The organism is Actinomycetospora cinnamomea (assembly GCF_003096675.1).
Lineage (GTDB): Bacteria > Actinomycetota > Actinomycetes > Mycobacteriales > Pseudonocardiaceae > Actinomycetospora > Actinomycetospora cinnamomea.
The window spans coordinates 94,173-110,727 of sequence record NZ_QEKW01000002.1 but is presented as its reverse complement, the minus strand read 5'-3'; the positions used below and the strand labels follow the sequence as shown (position 1 = coordinate 110,727).

Below are 16,555 nucleotides of genomic sequence, written 5' to 3'. Positions count from 1 at the left end.
GCGGACCGTCCTGCGCGGCCCACGGTAGCCGTCGCCCGCCACGACGCGGCTCAGGCGTCCCCGGACCCCTCGTCCTGTTCGGCGAGCACCCGCTGCGCGACCGCGAACGCCCGGTTCGCCGCCGGCACGCCCGCGTACACGCCCACCTGCAGGAGGACCTCCCCGATCTCCTCGCGGGTCAGGCCGTTGCGCCGGGCCGCGCGGATGTGCATGCCCAGCTCGCCCTCGTGGTGCAGGGCCGCCAGCACCGACAGCGTGACGATGCTGCGGTCACGCCGCGCGAGGCCGGGACGGGTCCAGATCCCGCCCCACGCGTAGCGGGTGATGAAGTCCTGGAAGTCGGCGGTCACGTCGTCGGTGTTCGCGACGGAGCGGTCGACGTGCTCGTCGCCGAGCACCGCGCGACGGACCTCCTCCCCGGCGGGATCCCAGTCCTGGGTCGAGGGGTGGGGGCTCACGGGCTCACCTCGCGGGATCGCAGCAGGTCGTCGACGAGGGCTGCCGCCTCGCCCACGGCGCCGGCCGGGTCGAGCAGCGCACGGACCTCGGCGGCGGGGTCGGCGGGCGGGTCGTCGAGGGCCGCGAGGGCGTCGGCGAGCACGTCGGCGAACGGCCGGTGCTCGTCCTGGGCGGCGCTCGCGGCGGCGGTGACCAGGTCCTTCGCTGCGGCGTGCCCGAGCCGGGCGCGCAGCCCGGTGGTGGCCTGCTCGGCCAGCAGGAGGCCGCCGGTGACGTCCAGGGCGGCCGCCACCCGGTCGGTGTCGACCGCGAGGTGGCCCAGCGCATCGGCCAGCCACGACGCCCCGGACCCGACGGTGCGCAGGAGCTCGACGAGCGGGCGCCACTCGGCGTGCCAGGGTCCGGCGGCGCGCTCGTGCTCGTGCAGCGAGGCCGCGCCCAGCACCGAGGCGACGAGGCCGGGCGCGGCGATGGCCGCAGCTCGCGCCGAGACGGCGGCCACGGGGTTGCGCTTGTGCGGCAGCGTCGACGACCCGCCGCGGCCGGGGACGTCCTCGCGGACCTCGCCGACCTCGGTCTGCGCGAGCAGCACGAGGTCGGTGGCCACCGTGCCGACGGCGGCACCGGCGCGTCCCAGCAGGCCGGCGAGCTCGGCCACCCGTCCGCGCTCGGTGTGCCAGGCGAGCACCGGCTCGGCGAGGTCGAGGCGCCGGGCCAGTGCGGCGCGCACCTCCCGCCCGCGCCCGTCGAAGGCCGCGAGCGTGCCGACCGCGCCGCCGAGCTGGACCGCGGGCCGCCAGGCGCCGAGCGCGGCGACCGCTGCATCCAGGCCCGCGCACCAGCCCGCGGCCCGGAGCCCGACGGTGATCGGCGCGGCCTGCTGGAGCAGCGTCCGCCCCGCCGCGGGCACGTCGCGGTGGGCGTCGGCCAGCGCGGCGGCGGCGTCGGCGGCGGCGCGCAGATCGGCGGCGATCGCGTCGCGCGCCCTGCGGGCCACGAGCATGGCCGCGGTGTCCATGACGTCCTGGCTGGTCGCGCCCCGGTGCACGCCCGAGGCCGCGGTGTCGGCGCCGGCCGCGCGCAGGTCCTCGCGCAGGCCCGCGACGAGCGGGACGACGGGATTGCCCGACGCCGCCGACGCCTCGCCCAGCCGGCCGGGGTCGACGGGGCGCCGGCACGCGTCCGCGACGGCCTCGGCGTCGGCGCGGTCGAGGGCGCCGACGTCGGCGGCCGCGGCGGCCAGGGCCCCCTCGACCTCGAGCAGGGCCGCGACCCAGGCGCCGTCCGACACCGCGGCCCGTACCGCCCCGCGCGCGAGCACGGGGTCGAACAGGCCGGCGGCGTCGGTCACCGGGGCAGTGTGCCCTGCGGGCACGTGAGCAGTAACGAGTGCTCCAGCACTCGGAACTGCTCACGTGGGGCTCAGCGCGCCCCGGCGGTCGCGCCTTCGTCGTGGACGCTGTGGGCGCCCTCGGCGAACTCCTCGACGATCTTCGCGCAGAACGCGTCGAGATCGCCCGGGTTGCGGCTGCTCACCAGCCCGCGGTCGACGACGACCTCCTCGTCGACGGCGTTGCCGCCGGCGTTGCGGATGTCGGTGCGCAGGCTCGGGTAGGACGTCAGCGTGCGGCCGCGCACCAGGTCGGCCTCGACGAGCGTCCACGGCCCGTGGCAGATGACGCCGACCGGCTTGCCGGCCGCGAAGACCGCCTGCACGAACGACACCACGTCGCCGCTCTGCCGCAGCTGGTCGGCGTTGACGGTGCCGCCGGGCAGCACCAGAGCATCGAAGTCGTCGGGCGAGACGTCGGAGATCGCGGCGTCCGGGGTGAACGTGTCGCCCTTGTTGATGTCGGAGTTCATCGCCTGGATCGGGTCGGTCGACAGCGAGATCAGCGTGCTGCGCGCCCCGGCCTCGTCGACGGCCTGACGGGGCTGCTCGAGCTCCGCCTGCTCAACGCCGTTGGTGGCGATGATCGCGACCCGCAGTCCGTCCAGTGCACCGGCCATCCGGTATCCCTCCTCGGGGATCGGGGGAGGGCGGCGGGCGCCGCCCGGTCACCGATCGGGTCCCCGACCGCCGGGTGGCCCGAAACGGTTCAGCGGCGGCGCAGGACGAGTCCGGGCGCGAGGGGGCCCGACGTCTCCCGCGCGGCGGCCCAGCCGGCCAGCGCGCTCACGTCGACGCCGTACCGCGCCGCCGCGTCGGGCGCCGCGGCGATGGTGTCCGCCCCGCGACGCAGCAGGGACGACGCCCCGCGCGGGTTGCCGCGCTGCTCGTGGGTGAGGCCCACCGCGAGCTGGGCGAGGCCCTTGAACAGCAGCTTGTCCTCCGGGGCCGCGGCCTTCCACGCCCCCTCGAGCACGTCGTGGGCGTCGAACGGCCGGCCCCGGTCGAGGAGATCCTGGGCGCGGGCGAACACCTCGTCCGGCGGGAGGTCCTCGTCCTCCTCGACCCGGTGCACCCCCTGTGCGCCCCGGGGCAGCGGCCGGCCGCTCGCGTCCCGGGGCCGGGCGTTGCGCGCCCGGCCCTCGGCGTCCCGATCGCGTCCGTCGGTCACACCCGCGACCCTAGGACTGCGTGCGCGAGCCCGACTGCTCGGCGCCCGGGGCGCCCGGGGCGTCGGCCGTCGAGCCGGCCGGGCGGGTCCCGCCGGGCCCGACCGACGGCGGCCGACCCTCGCCCTCGGCCTCCGCCGTGTCGTCGCCGCCCGCGTCGCCGCCGTCTCCCCCCGAGCCGAGGGAGCCCTGGCGCGTGGAGCGCAGGCTCGTGAACGTCACGACCGCCAGGGTGACCACGATGACCGTGAGCGACAGCCAGGTCGGCACCTCGGGAATGGCCGGCGAGACGTCCTCGTGCAGGTAGAGCATGATCAGCTTGATGCCGATGAAGGCCAGGATGAAGGCCAGGCCGTAGGACAGGTGCACGAGGCGGTCGAGCAGGCCGACGAGCAGGAAGTACAGCGCCCGCAGGCCCAGCAGGGCGAAGGCGTTGGCCGTGAACACGATGTAGGCGTTCTGCGTGATCCCGAAGATCGCGGGGATCGAGTCGAGCGCGAAGACCAGGTCGACCGACAGGATCACGGCGACGACGATGAACAGCGGGGTGACGCCCCACTTCCCGTTGACCCGTGCGGTGAGCTTCCCGTCGTCCTTGTAGCCCTCGTGGTCGCCGGCGTCCTCGTGGACGGTGACGAACCGGCGGACGAGCTTGACCGCGCGGTTGTCGTGCATGTCCTTCGGCTCCTGGCCGTGCTGCTTGACCAGCGTGTACGCGGTGTACAGCAGGAACAGCCCGAAGATGACGAAGACGAACGCGAACGCCGAGATCACCGCGGCGCCGATGGCGATGAAGATCGCGCGCATGACCAGCGCGCCGATGACACCCCAGAGAAGCACCTTCTGCTGGTGGCGTTTGGGCACCGCGAACTGGCCCAGGATCACCGCGAAGATGAACAGGTTGTCGACCGAGAGACTCTTCTCGACCAGATAGCCGGCGAAGTACTCGGTGCCGGACTGGACGCCCATGAAGAGGAGCAGCCCGACACCGAACAGGATCGCGACGACGATGTAGATGACCGACCAGAGGGTGGCCTCGCGGAAGCTGACCTCGTGGGGGGACCGTGCGTGCCAGATGTCGATGGCCACGAGGACGGCGATCCCACCGATCGTGGCCGCCCAGACCCAGAAGGGGACCGTCACGCCTGTTCCTCCACCACTGCCGTCGTCTGTCCCGGGTGTTCCCGGCTCGCCAACGGACGCGTCGGGAAGGGGGTTCCCGGGTGTGACCATACCGACGCCTCGTCCGGAACCACCCCGATGTCGTGTTCGGGGGCCTGCCCGTCCCGTCCGGGTGATCGTTGCGGGCCGGGGGGTGTCGGGCGCCGGGTGCTCCCCGCCCGCGGTCCAGGGTCGCGAGGTCGGGCCGCCGGTCGGCGTCCGCCGCACCCGGGGAGGCACGCGTGGGCGCCAGCCGTCGGTGGCGCCGCGTGGCGGCGCTGCTGGTCGCCGCGGTGCTGGGCCTGGGTGCGGCGCCCGGCCCGCCACCACCGGACGGCCGGGTCCTCGACGAGCTGCTCGTCCCCCGCGCCGCGCCCGACCTGCCGGGCACGACGTACCGCGAGTTCACGACGACGCTTCCCGACCCCCGCGGCGGCCCGATCACCGGTGACGTCGTCGAGGTGGACCTCACCTCGCCCGCCGTCCGCGTCGACCTGCTCACCCCGCCCGTGGTGGCCGCGGTGGCGACCGTTCCCGATCTGGCCGGGCGTGCCGACGCGGTCGCGGCGGTCAACGGCGGCTTCTTCGACCAGGGCGGCACCGGCGCCCCGGTGGGCGTGCAGATCGTCGACGGCGCGCTGCGCAGCTCCGGGGTGCCCCGCGGACGGCGGCCGGCGCCGCCGCCCCCGCCCGGCGAGGACCCCGACACGGTCGTCGGGGTGGACGCCGACGGGCGCGCCCACCTGGCGCGGGTGACCCAGCGCGCCCGGGCCGTCGCCGGGGACCGGGAGGTGACCCTGGCCGGGCTCGACGGCTATGCGGTGCCCGTCGACGGCGTCGGAGTCTTCGACGCGGCCTGGGGCGACGCCGATCGCGGGCGGACCACCTGCGGCTCGGACACCGACCCGGGCGCCCCGTGCAGCGCGGAGACGCTGGAGGTGCGGATCGCGCGCGGTCGTGTCGTCGCCGTCGGCCCCCCGGGCGCCGGGCGCCTGCCCGACGGCACGCTCGCGCTCGTCGGGCGCGAGCGCGGCGCGAGAGCCCTGCGCGGGCTCACGGTGGGCACCGCGGTGCGCGTCGAGCGCACGGTCCTCGCCGTCGGTTCCCCACCCCTGCGCGCGGCGGTGGGCGTCCTGCCCCTGGCGCGCGACGGTCGGGTGCTGACGGGCCTGCAGGACACCGAGCGCGCCCCGCGCACCGCGGTGGGCCTGTCCGCGGACGGACGGCGGCTCTGGCTCGTCACCGTCGACGGCCGGGCCGAGGCGAGCATCGGGACCACCCTCGCCGAGCTGGGCCGCCTGCTCACCGACCTCGGCGCCCCGACGGCCGCGTCCCTCGACGGCGGCGGCTCGACGACGATGGTCCGCCGCGGACGTGACGAAGACCTCGCCGTCGTCAACTCCCCCGCCGCCGACCCCCTGCGAGCCGTGACCGACGCCCTCGCGGTCCTCCCCGGCTGACCTGGCACTCCCCGTGCCAGCAATGCGGCTTTGCTGGCACGGAACGCCAGGATCGCCACATCCTCACCGGCACCCGCACCACGGCGTGTCGCGTCCGCGGTGACGATTCGCCACCCCCATCCGGGAACACGCGACGGGGGCATGAGGTTGAATGGGGTGTCCGGGCCGGGCGCCATGTGCCCCCGGGTCTCAATGATAAGAGCCGCCAGGGACGATCGTTCGGCTGAAGCCCTGGTGTGCCACGCGCCGCGAGGCGGCTCATCGCCCGGCTCGGACCCGACACACGACGGCCCCCGCACCTCGGTGCGGGGGCCGTCGTCGTCAGGGTCGGCTCACTCCGGCTCGACGGGCTGCTGCGCCCCACCGGGCAGCTGCTGGCCGAACTGCTGCGCACACTGGTCGGCGGCCTGCTGCACCGCCGCGGGGTTCGGCTGGTTGGACGCGTTGGCCAGGCAGTCCTGGAACTGCTGGATCGACTGCCCGCCGCCCAGGTTGATGAAGGCCAGGCCGAACAGGAACAGCGCGACGCTGAGGACGATGTTCACGATCAGGCTCAGGATGCCCAGGACCAGGCCGGTCGTCGCCATCCCCTGGTTGGTGGCCTCCATGCGCTTGGCCCGCCCGCGGCCGATGACGCCGAGGACGATCGCGACGATGCCGAGGATCCCGCCGACGATCGGCAGCCACCAGCACGTCAGCAGCGCGAGGATGCCGAAGATCAGCGCGGCGGTACCCATGCCGTTGCGCGGTCGCGCTGGCGTCGCGGGCTGGCCCCACCCCGGGGGGTTCGGCCCGGAGCCGCCGTACCCCGGGTCGCCGTAGGGCTGCTGCCCGTATCCCTGCTGCCCTTGCGGGCCGTAGCCCTCGCCCGGAGTGCTCACGTCGACAGTCCTCTCGCGCCTCGAAGCTCCGACCGGTGGCCGGGCGGTCATCGTGCCACCGGTACCCGTTCCGGCCGGAGTCCACGATCAGGGGTGCGCGCCGATTCGTGAGGTCGTCGATGCCTCGGCGTGTCGGGCGAGCGAGGATGTGGCGATCCTGGCGTTCGACGCCAGGAAAGCCGCATTGCTCGCACGACTCAGTGCAGAGACGCCGCGTGGGCGCGGGCCTCGTCCTGGCGGCGATGCTCGGCGCCGGTGGCGATGGGCGCGCCGATCCAGGACTCGGGGATGCCGAAGGCGTCGACGAGCGCGCGGGCGTGGGGGCGCAGCTCCCGGCACAGGCGGTTGACCTCGGCGGTCACCGTCTTCGCCCGGGCGGCGGAGATGCGCCCGTGCTCGAGGAACCAGCCCTTGTCCTCCTCGATGACCGAGAGCGCATAGAGGTCGCAGACCTTGCCCAGCAGGGCACGCGCCGACGGGTCGACCGTGGAGTCGATGCCCCGGACGAAGGCGTCGAGCACCAGGCCGTCGAGGTGGGCCCGGGCCGCGCGCAGCAGGTGGTCCTGGGCGTTGTTGAAGATCGCGAACTGGCGGTCGGGCGAGATGCCCTTCTCGCGGGCCGGCCGCAGGCGGCGCACCAGCCCGTCGAGCGTGTGCTCCTCGCGGTCGTCGAGGAGCTTGACCTGCCACGACCGGTCGAGCACGTCGTCCTCGTCGCGGCCCGGCCCCACGGCGCGCAGCCGCTCGGCGAGCTGGCGCAGGGAGGTGCGCTCGGCGACGGTGTCGAGCACCTGGTCGGCGACGAAGCGCACGGTGCCCAGGGTGTCGAGGTTGCCGAAGTCGTCGGCGTAGCCCGAGATGAGGCCCTTCGCGACGAGCTGGAGCAGGACGGTGTTGTCGCCCTCGAACGTGGTGAACACGTCGGTGTCGGCCCGCAGCTGGCCCAGCCGGTTCTCCGAGAGGTAGCCCTGCCCGCCGCACGCCTCGCGGCACGCCTGGATGGTGGCCGTCGCGTGCCAGGTCGTCAGCGCCTTGATGCCCGCGGCGCGGGACTCGAGCTCGCGCTGGCGCTTCTCGTCCACGGTGCCGCCGGCCTCGCGGGTGGTCTGGATGTCGTGGAGCATCTCGACGAGCTCGTTCTGCGCGAGGCGCAGCGCGTAGGTCCGCGCCAGACCCGGCAGCAGTTTGCGCTGGTGGGCCAGGTAGTCGAGGACAGTGATCTCCTCGTCACTGCCCGGCGCCGCGAACTGCCGGCGCGCCTCGCCGTAGCGCACGGCGATGGTCTGGGCCAGGGAAGCGGCGCCCACCGCGCTGCCCGAGACGCTGACCCTCCCGCGCACGAGCGCGCCGAGCATCGTGAAGAAGCGCCGGTTCTCGCTCTCGATGGAGCTGGAGTACGTCCCGTCGGGCGCCACCGCGCCGTAGCGGTCGAGCAGGTTCTCCCGCGGCACGCGCACGCCGTGGAACGCCAGGCGCCCGTTGTCGACGCCGTTGAGGCCCTCCTTGTGGCCGTCGTCGGTGATCTCGATGCCCGGCAGCACCGTCCCGTCCTCGTCGCGCAGCGGCACCAGGACCGCGTGCACGCCGTGGCGCTCCGGCTGCTCGTCCCTCGGGCCCGAGTACAGCTGCACGAACACCGCGGCCATCCGCCCGTCGCGGGCGGCGTTGCCGATGTAGTCCTTGCGCGCCGACTCGGTGGGGGTGTCGACGACGAACTCCTGCGTGTCCGGGTCGTAGGTCGCCGTCGTGTGCACCGACTGCACGTCCGAGCCGTGACCGGTCTCCGTCATGGCGAAGCAGCCGGGCAGCGAGAGGTCCATGACGCCGGGCAGGAAGCGGGCGTGCTGCTCGGCGTTGCCCAGCGCCTGGATCGCGCCGCCGAACAGGCCCCACTGGACACCGCTCTTGACCTGCAGTGACAGGTCGGCGAACGCCAGCATCTCGAACGACACCACCGAGCCGCCGATGTCGCCGCGCCCACCGACGGCGGTCGGGAAGCCGTGGACGGCGTGTCCCTCGTCGGCCAGGCGCCGGAGCATCTCCCAGATCGTCGCCCGGTAGGTCTCGACGTCGGTGCCGGGGTGGACGCGCAGGTCGGCGAAGTCGGGCCGCGCACGGATCTCGTCGCGCAGCGTGTGCCAGCGCCCGTCGAGGGCACGACGGACGGCGGCGACGCCCGCGTCGGTGACCTCGTCGGCGTACTGGCCGGTAGGACGACTGTTCGGGGTGTTCACGGGGTCCTCCCGGGGGAGCGGTTCGTGATCGGGCTGTATCCCGTCAGGACGCGGACGACGCCGCCGAGGGCGTCACGGTGCGCGAGAGCCCGGCCCACGCGAGGTCGGCGAGCTGTCCCGCGAGCACCTCGCGCTCGAGCTCGGGGCGGGCGGCGAGCCACTGGTCACCCGCGGCCCGGACCATGCCGACCAGCGCGTGACCCCACGTCTGGGCGGGCCCGGTGTCGCGGCCCTGCCGGCGGAGCTCGGTGGAGATGACCTCGGCGATGTGGTCACCGATGACCGAGCAGAGGTCGCTGACGGGGTCCTCGTTCGCCGGCCGGTCGAGCTTCGGCGGGCGCATGACGTAGCGGTAGACCTCGGGGTCGGCCTCGATGAGCCGCAGGTAGGCGTCGACGCCCGACACGAGCGTCTGCCGCGGGTCGTCGGCCGCGTCGCGCATCGCGCTCTGGAGCTGGCCGACCAGCACCGTCGCCACCCGGTCGCACACCGCGAGGTAGAGGTCGGTCTTGTCGGCGAAATGGCGGTAGACGACGGTCTTGCTGGTGCGCGCCTGCGCGGCGACCTGGCTCATGCCCACCTCGGCGCCGTGGGCGCGGATGGCCGCGATCGTGGCCGCGGTGAGCTCGTGACGGCGGGCCCGGCGATGCTCGTCCCAGCGGCTCGAGCGCCGGTCGCGCCGGGGCCGCGCGGCATCCCGCTCACCCTCGCGCCCCGCGCCGGGGGCGGGACCCCGACCCGACTCGGGGTGATGCGTGGAACGTCGGCTCACGTTACCGACGGTACCTGATACTTTCGGGTAACTCCGTCGGCACGGTGCACGTCGCGCCGCCGTGACCGCTCGCGGCGAGCCCGCCCGCACCCCGCCAGCCCCTACGACCCCGGAGGAATCGTGTCCCCCACATCGTCCTCGGCGTCATCGTCCCGCCCGCTGCCGCGCCGTGCGGCCATCGTCGGGGCGAACCGTATCCCCTTCGCGCGGTCGAACGGCGCCTACGCCCGCGCGTCCAACCAGGACATGCTCACCGCCGCCCTCGACGGGCTCGTGGCCCGCTTCGGCATGGCCGGCGAGCACGTCGGCGAGGTCGTCTCGGGCGCGGTGCTCAAGAAGAGCAGCGACTTCAACCTCACCCGCGAGGCCGTGCTCGGCAGCCGCCTCGCCGCGGCGACCCCCACCTACGACGTGCAGCAGGCCTGCGGCACCAGCCTCCAGACGACGCTGCTGATCGCCAACAAGATCGCCCTCGGACAGATCGAGAGCGGCATCGCCGCGGGTGTGGACACCACCAGCGACGCGCCGATCGAGGTCAACGAGGGCCTGCGCAGCGTCCTGCTGGCCGCCAACCGCGCGAAGAGCACCGCGGGCGTCCTCAAGGCGCTCGCGGGCCTGCGCCCCGGCCAGATCGTCCCCGAGATCCCGGCGAACCGGGAGCCGCGCACCGGCATGTCGATGGGCGAGCACGCGGCCCAGACCGCCGCGGCCTGGGGCATCACCCGCCAGGCCCAGGACGAGATCGCCGCGGCCAGCCACCAGAACCTCGCCAAGGCCTACGACCGCGGGTTCTTCGACGACCTCATGACGCCCTATCTCGGGCTGACCAGGGACAACAACCTGCGGGCCGACTCGACCGTCGAGGGGCTGGCCAAGCTCAAGCCGGTGTTCAAGCCGGCCGGGTACCCCGACACCGAGGCGACCATGACCGCGGCGAACTCCACGCCGCTCACCGACGGCGCCGCGACGGTGCTGCTGGCCAGCGACGAGTGGGCCGCCGAGCGCCACCTGCCGGTGCTGGCGCACCTCGTGGACGCCGAGACCTCCGCGGTCGACTACGTCCACGGCGACGAGGGCCTGCTCATGGCGCCGGCCTACGCGGTACCGCGCCTGCTCGAGCGCAACGGCCTGACGCTGCAGGACTTCGACTTCTACGAGTTCCACGAGGCGTTCGCGTCGACGATCCTCGCCACCTTCGCGGCGTGGGAGGACCCGATCTTCTGCAAGGAGAAGCTCGGGTACGACGAGCCGCTCGGGTCGTTCGACAAGTCCAAGCTCAACGTCGTCGGCTCCTCGCTGGCCACCGGCCACCCGTTCGCCGCCACCGGAGCCCGCATCGTCCCCACCCTGGCGAAGCTGTTGCACGAGAAAGGATCCGGACGCGGTCTGATCTCGATCTGCGCGGCCGGCGGCCAGGGCGTCGTCGCCATCCTCGAGGCCTAGAGACAGGGAGACACAGCCCCGATGTCCAACGACTGGTACTCCGATTTCGTCAACTCCTCGATCGGACGCTCGATCGCCGGCACCGTGGGGCTGCCGCCGGTGCCGCGGCTGCGTCGCTACGAGCCCGGCCAGCCCCTGCTCTCCGGCCCGGCGCTGCTCGGCACCGCGACCGCGGACGGCCGGGTGGCGAAGGTCGTGCGCTCGCTGCTGACCGACCTGGGCGTCGAGGTGCACGACGACCCGAACTCAGCCGTCGGCGGTGGCAGCTCGACCTCGAAGGTCGCCGCGGGCATCGTCGACGCCACCGGTCTGTCCGGGCCGGGCGACCTCGCCGAGATCCAGGCGTTCCTCACCCCGGTGATGCGCCGGATCGGGCCGTCGGGACGCGTCCTCGTGATCGGCGACGTGCCGGCCGGGGCGACGGCGCCGGCGGTCCGCGCCGCACGGCGCGCCCTCGAGGGCCTGGTGCGCTCGGCGGCCAAGGAGGCCCGCTACGGCGCGACGGTCAACCTGCTCCACGTCGCCGACGGCGCGGAGAACGACCTCGAATCGACGCTGCGCTTCTTCCTCTCGTCGCGCTCGGCGTTCGTGCACGGCCAGCGGCTCGACGTCGGCACGGTGCCCGGTTTCTCGGGCTCGAGCCAGGGTGTCGACTGGGACAAGCCCCTCGCCGGGCGCACCGCCGTCGTCACGGGCGCCGCGCGCGGCATCGGTGCGACGGTGGCGGCGACGCTGCGCCGCGACGGCGCGACGGTGATCTGCATCGACGTGCCCGCGTCGGGCGACGCGCTGGCGCGCACGGCCAACGAGGTCGGCGGCAGCGCGCTCCAGCTCGACATCACCGCCGACCACGCCCCGGCCACGCTGCTCGAGCACGCGCAGCGCCACGGCGGGCTCGACGTGGTCGTGCACAACGCCGGCATCACCCGCGACAAGCTGCTGGCCAACCAGGACCGTGACCGCTGGAACTCGGTCATCGACGTCAACCTCACCTCCCAGCTCAAGATCAACGACGCGCTGCTGTCGTCCGATGTGTTCCACCGCGGCGGGCGCATCGTCACCGTCTCGTCGATGGCGGGGATCGCCGGCAACCGCGGGCAGACCGCCTACGGCGCGTCGAAGGCCGGCGTCATCGGCATGGTCGACGCCACCGCCCCGCTGCTCGTGGAGAAGGACGCGACGATTAACGCCGTCGCGCCGGGCTTCATCGAGACCGCGATGACGAACGCGATGCCCGTCGGCACCCGCGAGGCCGGGCGGCGGCTGTCGTCGATGACCCAGGGCGGCCTGCCGGTCGACGTCGCCGAGACCATCGCGTGGTTCGCCCAGGGCGCCTCCTACGCCGTGAACGGCCAGGTCCTGCGCGTCGACGGCCAGAACTACCTGGGGGCGTGAGGTGAAGACCGAGACCCTCGACGCACCCCCGACCCTCGGGGTGCTCTACGGGCGGGCCCTGCTCACCGCACGCTCGGGCGGCGGGGCGCTGCCCGACCGTCGCCTCGAGCTCGCCGGGGTGCGCATCGACGCCGACGCCGTCGCCGACTACGCCCACGTGTGCGGGTTCGGCGTCGGGGGCGTCGTCCCGCCGACCTACCCGCACATGCTGGCTTTCCCGCTGCAGATGCGGCTGATGACCGACCGCGAGTTCCCCCTGCCCGCGCCGGGCATGGTGCACCTGCGCAACGTGATCACCCAGCACCGCCCGCCGGAGGTGGGCGAGCCGCTGACGGTGGCCGTGCACGCCGACCGCCTGGCCGCGCATCCCAAGGGCGCGCAGGTCGACCTCGTCACCGAGGTCCGGGACGCCGACGGCACCGGGGTCTGGGGCTCGCGCAGCACCTACTTCGTGCGCGGCGCCCCGGCCCCCGAGGGCGCCGACGAGGTCCCCGCCGCGCCGCCCGAGCCCGAGCCGCAGGTGGGCCGGCTCCCGCACGCGATCTGGACGATCCCCGCCGACATCGGGCGTCGCTACGCCGCGGTGTCCGGCGACGTGAACCCCATCCACGTCAACGGGCTCGCGGCCAAGGCGTTCGGGATGCCCGGGATGATCGCCCACGGGATGTGGACCAAGGCCCGCGCGCTCGCCGCGCTCGCCGGCCGCCACGGCCCGGCGTTCACCGTCGACGTCGTGTTCAGGGCGCCGGTGCGCGCCCCCTCGAAGGCGTACTTCCACACCGCCGCGGTCGACGGCGGCTGGGACGCGAAGCTCGTGAGCCCGAAGGGCAAGGACCACCTGCTCCTGACCCTGCGCGACGCCTGAGCCGCGCCGGTCCCCTGGTGCAGCGAACGCGCTGTTCGCTGCGTCTAGGCGTCCCAACTCCGCGTTCGCGTCCGCGCCGAGGTGCTCGGCCGTTCGCGAACGCGGAGTTTCGGCGCCTAGAAGCAGCGAGATACCCGTTCGCTGCCACAGGGCGGGCACCCCGCTACAGCGGGATCTGCCCGCCGCGGTGGACGACGTCGACGCGGTCGTCCCAGCCGCGGCGCTCGACCTCGGCGAGGAAGTCGGACAGCGGCGAGCGGAAGACCGTGTAGTCGTCGTAGTGGATCGGCGTCGCCCGGCGCGGCGCCATCGTCTCCAGCACGTCGGCGCCCATCCGCCCGTCCATGGTCACGACGAGGCCGCCGGGCAGGGTCGTACCGCCGAGGTGCAGGACGGCGCGGTCGACCTCGCCGACGTGCTCGCGGATGGCCGCGATCCCCTCGAAGGGCAGCGTGTCGCCGGAGAGATAGATTCGGCGCACGACCTCGCCGCCGGGGTCGGCGAACTCCAGCAGGCTGCCCATCACCGGCGGCAGCAGGCGGGTCAGCGGCCGGGGCGAGTGGATGCCGGGCAGCGCGGTCACCCGCAGCGTCGCGCCGTCGGCCCCGAGGAGCGTGTGGTGCTCCCAGGTCTGCAGGCCGATCGCCCGCCGGAATCGCTGGCGGGACTGCAGGGTCCGCGCGGCGGCCGGCGTGGTGATGATCGGCAGCGAGCGGTCGAGCCCCCGCCGGGCCACCCGGTCCCAGTGGTCGCCGTGCAGGTGGGACAGCACGACGGCGTCGAGACCGGGCAGCTCTCCGGGGGTCATCGCGGGCTCGGTGAGCCGCTTCGACCACAGCCCGTACCCCAGGTAGGCCCGCTGCCCGCGGTGCAGGAAGTTCGGGTCGGTGAGGACCGTGAACCCCGCGCACCGCAGCAGCGTCGTGGCCGTCCCGATGAAGGTGAGCGACGGCCGGCCGTCGATCACGGCGACAGGACCACCTTGATGCACTCGTCCTGCTTCTTCTGGAAGATTTCGTAGCCGTGGGCCGCCGACTCGAGCGGCAGCCGGTGGGTCTCGAGGTCGTGCACGCCGAGCGGGTCGTCGTCGGTCAGCAACGGCATGATCTCGGGGATCCACCGCTTGACGTGAGCCTGGCCCATGGTCAGCTCGATGCCCTTGTCGAACATCTTCAGCATGTTGATCGGGTCGGCGGTGCCGCCGTAGACGCCCGAGAGCGAGACGGTGCCCGCGCGGCGCACGGCGTCGACGCAGCCGACCAGCGCCGCGGTGCGGTCGACGCCCGCGACCTGCATCAACGGTGCGGAGATCGCGTCCGGGAGCTTGTTCACCATCTTCTGCGCGAGCTGCGGGATCGCCGAGCCGCCGTGCGCCTCCATGCCGACCGCATCGATCGCGGAGTCGGTGCCCCGGCCGTCGGTGAGGTCACGGATCGCGCCGGTGACGTCGTCGACCGCCGAGGCGTCGACCACCTCGATGCCGTGGCGGCGCGCCATCGCGTTGCGCTCCGCGACGCTGTCGACGGCGATGACCCGGAAGCCCTGGTGCCGCGCGATCCGCGCGGCCATCTGCCCGATGGGGCCGAGCCCGAAGACCGTGACGCTGCCGCCCTCGGGAACGCGCGCGTAGGCGACGGCCTGCCAGGCGGTCGGCAGCACGTCGGACAGGTAGAGGAAGCGCTCGTCGACCGGGCCCTCGGGCACCTTGATCGGCCCGAACTGGGCCTGCGGCACGCGCAGGTACTCGGCCTGCCCGCCGGGGACCTGGCCGTAGAGCTTCGTGTAGCCGAACAGTGAGGCGCCCATCCCCTGCTCGCGGTTCTGGGTGGTCTCGCACTGGGCGAACCACTGGCGCTCGCACATCCAGCAGTGCCCGCAGCTGATGTTGAACGGGATGACGACCCGGTCGCCGACCTTGAGGTCCCCGGTCTGGGAACCGACCTCCTCGACGACGCCCATGGGCTCGTGGCCGAGGATGTCGCCGGGGTCGAGGAACGGGCCGAGCACTTCGTAGAGGTGCAGGTCCGACCCGCAGATCGCGGTGCTCGTGACCTTGATGATCGCGTCGGTCGGCTGCTGGATCGTCGGATCCGGCACGGTCTCGACCCGGACGTCCTGCTGACCCTGCCATGTCAGTGCGCGCATGGGTTCGGCTGCCCGGCCACGTGGCGACCCGAAACGACGGCCTCCGGCCTCGTGAGTGATCTGGGTCGTGATGGCCCCGAACCACTCACGAGGCCACCGGCCATCACACCTTGATGATCATCTTCCCCGTGTTCTCGCCCCGGAGCATGCCGCGGAAGCCCTCGACGGCCCGGTCGATGCCCTCGACCACCGTCTCGGCGAACTTCACCCGGCCCTCGGCGACCCAGGGCGTGACCTCGGAGAGGAACGGGCGCATCCGGTCCATCGAGTCGGTGACGATGAAGCCCTGGATCGACAGGCGCTTCTTGACGATCTGGAACAGGTTCCTCGGCCCGGGCGTCGGGTCGTCGTCGGTGTCGTTGTAGTGCGCGATCGCCCCGCAGGCGGCGACGCGGGCGAAGTCGTTGGCACAGGCGATGGCCGCCTCGAGATGGTCGGCGCCGACGTTGTCGAAGTACACGTCCACGCCGTCGGGGATCACCTCGCGCAGCTGGTCGACGACGGGCGCGTCCTTGTAGTTGAACGCCGCGTCGTAGCCGAGCTCCTCGGTCAGCCACCGCACCTTCTCGGCGCTGCCCGCACTGCCCACGACGCGGGAGGCACTCTTGAGCTTCGCGAGCTGTCCCACCAGGCTGCCGACCGCGCCGGCCGCGCCGGAGACGAAGACGGCGTCGCCCTCGCGGAACGACGCCTTGTCGAGGAGGCCGACCCACGCGGTCAGGCCGGGCACGCCGAGCACGCCGAGGAACGCCGACGGGCTCACGCCCTCGGACGCGTCGACCTTCTGCACGTGCTTCGCGGGCACGACGCCGTGGGTGCGCCACGCGAGATTGCTCGTCACGAGGTCGCCCACCGCGACCCCGTCGCTGCGGCTGGCCAGCACCTCGCCGACGGCCCGGCCGTCCATGGGGGCGTCGAGCGCGAAGGGCGGCACGTAGGACGGCACGTCGTTCATCCGCCCGCGCATGTAGGGGTCGACCGAGAAATGGTGGTTGGCGACGAGGACCTCCCCCTCGCCCGGCGCTTCCAGGTCGCGGTCGACGAGGGCGAAGTCGTCGGGATCGGGCATCCCGGAGGGGCGGCGGACGAGGTGGACCTCGCGGGCGGTCACGGTCGCAGCTGTCATCGGGCGGGTCATGGGAGTCCGGGTTCCCCGCGTGCGCGTGGCCACGCCGTGACGG

The 16,555-nt window shown here is 73.7% G+C and carries 15 protein-coding genes; 4 read left to right on the top strand and 11 right to left on the bottom strand.

Annotated elements, in window-relative coordinates:
• Nucleotides 1–50: 50 nt before the first annotated feature.
• The 5 genes from pcaC to C8D89_RS05245 all read right to left on the bottom strand — a co-directional run bounded on the left by pcaC (nt 51) and on the right by C8D89_RS05245 (nt 4,161).
• Entirely contained in the window at nt 51–458 is a 408-nt protein-coding gene (gene pcaC / locus C8D89_RS05265) for a 4-carboxymuconolactone decarboxylase (protein WP_116707052.1), read from the bottom strand.
• On the bottom strand, nt 455–1,810 hold the full coding sequence (locus C8D89_RS05260; protein WP_116707051.1) for a lyase family protein: 1,356 nt from the start codon (nt 1,808–1,810) through the stop codon (nt 455–457). Before C8D89_RS05260 ends, pcaC begins: the two co-directional genes overlap by 4 nt.
• A gap of 71 nt (nt 1,811–1,881) precedes the next feature.
• Nucleotides 1,882–2,469 (bottom strand): type 1 glutamine amidotransferase domain-containing protein, encoded by a 588-nt coding sequence (locus C8D89_RS05255; protein ID WP_116707050.1) that lies wholly within the window; start codon nt 2,467–2,469, stop codon nt 1,882–1,884.
• An 89-nt stretch (nt 2,470–2,558) separates the two neighbouring features.
• Complete coding sequence (locus C8D89_RS05250; RefSeq protein ID WP_116707049.1) at nt 2,559–3,020, bottom strand: DUF309 domain-containing protein; 462 nt, start codon at nt 3,018–3,020, stop codon at nt 2,559–2,561.
• A 10-nt stretch (nt 3,021–3,030) separates the two neighbouring features.
• Nucleotides 3,031–4,161 (bottom strand): TerC family protein, encoded by a 1,131-nt coding sequence (locus tag C8D89_RS05245; RefSeq protein ID WP_116707048.1) that lies wholly within the window; start codon nt 4,159–4,161, stop codon nt 3,031–3,033.
• 260 nt (nt 4,162–4,421) lie between these two features.
• Here C8D89_RS05245 and C8D89_RS05240 point away from each other — a divergent pair, with 260 nt between their 5' ends.
• Nucleotides 4,422–5,639, top strand: coding sequence for a phosphodiester glycosidase family protein (locus C8D89_RS05240; protein ID WP_133251822.1), 1,218 nt, complete (start codon nt 4,422–4,424; stop codon nt 5,637–5,639).
• A 332-nt stretch (nt 5,640–5,971) separates the two neighbouring features.
• On the opposite strand, the gene C8D89_RS05235 is transcribed toward C8D89_RS05240, so the two are convergent.
• From C8D89_RS05235 to C8D89_RS05225, 3 genes are all read right to left on the bottom strand, one after another.
• The gene (locus tag C8D89_RS05235) at nt 5,972–6,520 is read right to left on the bottom strand and encodes a DUF4190 domain-containing protein (protein ID WP_165825560.1); all 549 of its coding nucleotides are present in this window, start codon (nt 6,518–6,520) and stop codon (nt 5,972–5,974) included.
• A gap of 197 nt (nt 6,521–6,717) precedes the next feature.
• Nucleotides 6,718–8,652, bottom strand: a complete 1,935-nt coding sequence (locus C8D89_RS05230; protein WP_243417911.1) for an acyl-CoA dehydrogenase family protein — start codon at nt 8,650–8,652, stop codon at nt 6,718–6,720.
• A gap of 145 nt (nt 8,653–8,797) precedes the next feature.
• A complete protein-coding gene (locus C8D89_RS05225) occupies nt 8,798–9,526 on the bottom strand; it encodes a TetR family transcriptional regulator (protein WP_116707044.1) in 729 nt (242 codons plus the stop codon).
• 120 nt (nt 9,527–9,646) lie between these two features.
• On the opposite strand from C8D89_RS05225, the gene C8D89_RS05220 reads away from it, so the two are divergent.
• The 3 genes from C8D89_RS05220 to C8D89_RS05210 are packed head-to-tail and all read left to right on the top strand — an operon-like array spanning nt 9,647 to nt 13,229.
• Entirely contained in the window at nt 9,647–10,969 is a 1,323-nt protein-coding gene (locus C8D89_RS05220) for an acetyl-CoA C-acetyltransferase (protein ID WP_243417871.1), read from the top strand.
• Between the two features lie 21 nt (nt 10,970–10,990).
• On the top strand, nt 10,991–12,364 hold the full coding sequence (locus tag C8D89_RS05215; RefSeq protein ID WP_116707043.1) for a 3-oxoacyl-ACP reductase: 1,374 nt from the start codon (nt 10,991–10,993) through the stop codon (nt 12,362–12,364).
• A gap of 1 nt (nt 12,365) precedes the next feature.
• Nucleotides 12,366–13,229 (top strand): MaoC/PaaZ C-terminal domain-containing protein, encoded by an 864-nt coding sequence (locus C8D89_RS05210; RefSeq protein WP_116707042.1) that lies wholly within the window; start codon nt 12,366–12,368, stop codon nt 13,227–13,229.
• A gap of 163 nt (nt 13,230–13,392) precedes the next feature.
• Here the strand turns inward: C8D89_RS05210 and C8D89_RS05205 are convergent, their stop codons facing one another.
• The 3 genes from C8D89_RS05205 to C8D89_RS05195 form a co-directional block, all read right to left on the bottom strand.
• Complete coding sequence (locus C8D89_RS05205) at nt 13,393–14,196, bottom strand: MBL fold metallo-hydrolase (protein WP_207787072.1); 804 nt, start codon at nt 14,194–14,196, stop codon at nt 13,393–13,395.
• Nucleotides 14,193–15,374 carry a zinc-dependent alcohol dehydrogenase gene (locus C8D89_RS05200; RefSeq protein WP_116707041.1) on the bottom strand — a complete coding sequence of 394 codons (1,182 nt, stop codon included), beginning with the start codon at nt 15,372–15,374 and terminating at the stop codon, nt 14,193–14,195. Before C8D89_RS05200 ends, C8D89_RS05205 begins: the two co-directional genes overlap by 4 nt.
• A gap of 103 nt (nt 15,375–15,477) precedes the next feature.
• Nucleotides 15,478–16,500 carry an NADP-dependent oxidoreductase gene (locus tag C8D89_RS05195; RefSeq protein WP_116707040.1) on the bottom strand — a complete coding sequence of 341 codons (1,023 nt, stop codon included), beginning with the start codon at nt 16,498–16,500 and terminating at the stop codon, nt 15,478–15,480.
• Nucleotides 16,501–16,555 lie beyond the last annotated feature (55 nt).

Excerpts from the sequence above, each read along its gene's own strand:
- C8D89_RS05215 (WP_116707043.1), top strand. The coding sequence starts at position 10,991 with ATGTCCAACGACTGGTACTCCGATTTCGTCAACTCCTCGATCGGACGC.
- C8D89_RS05200 (WP_116707041.1), bottom strand. The coding sequence starts at position 15,374 with ATGCGCGCACTGACATGGCAGGGTCAGCAGGACGTCCGGGTCGAGACC.
- C8D89_RS05255 (WP_116707050.1), bottom strand. The coding sequence starts at position 2,469 with ATGGCCGGTGCACTGGACGGACTGCGGGTCGCGATCATCGCCACCAAC.
- C8D89_RS05195 (WP_116707040.1), bottom strand. The coding sequence starts at position 16,500 with ATGACAGCTGCGACCGTGACCGCCCGCGAGGTCCACCTCGTCCGCCGC.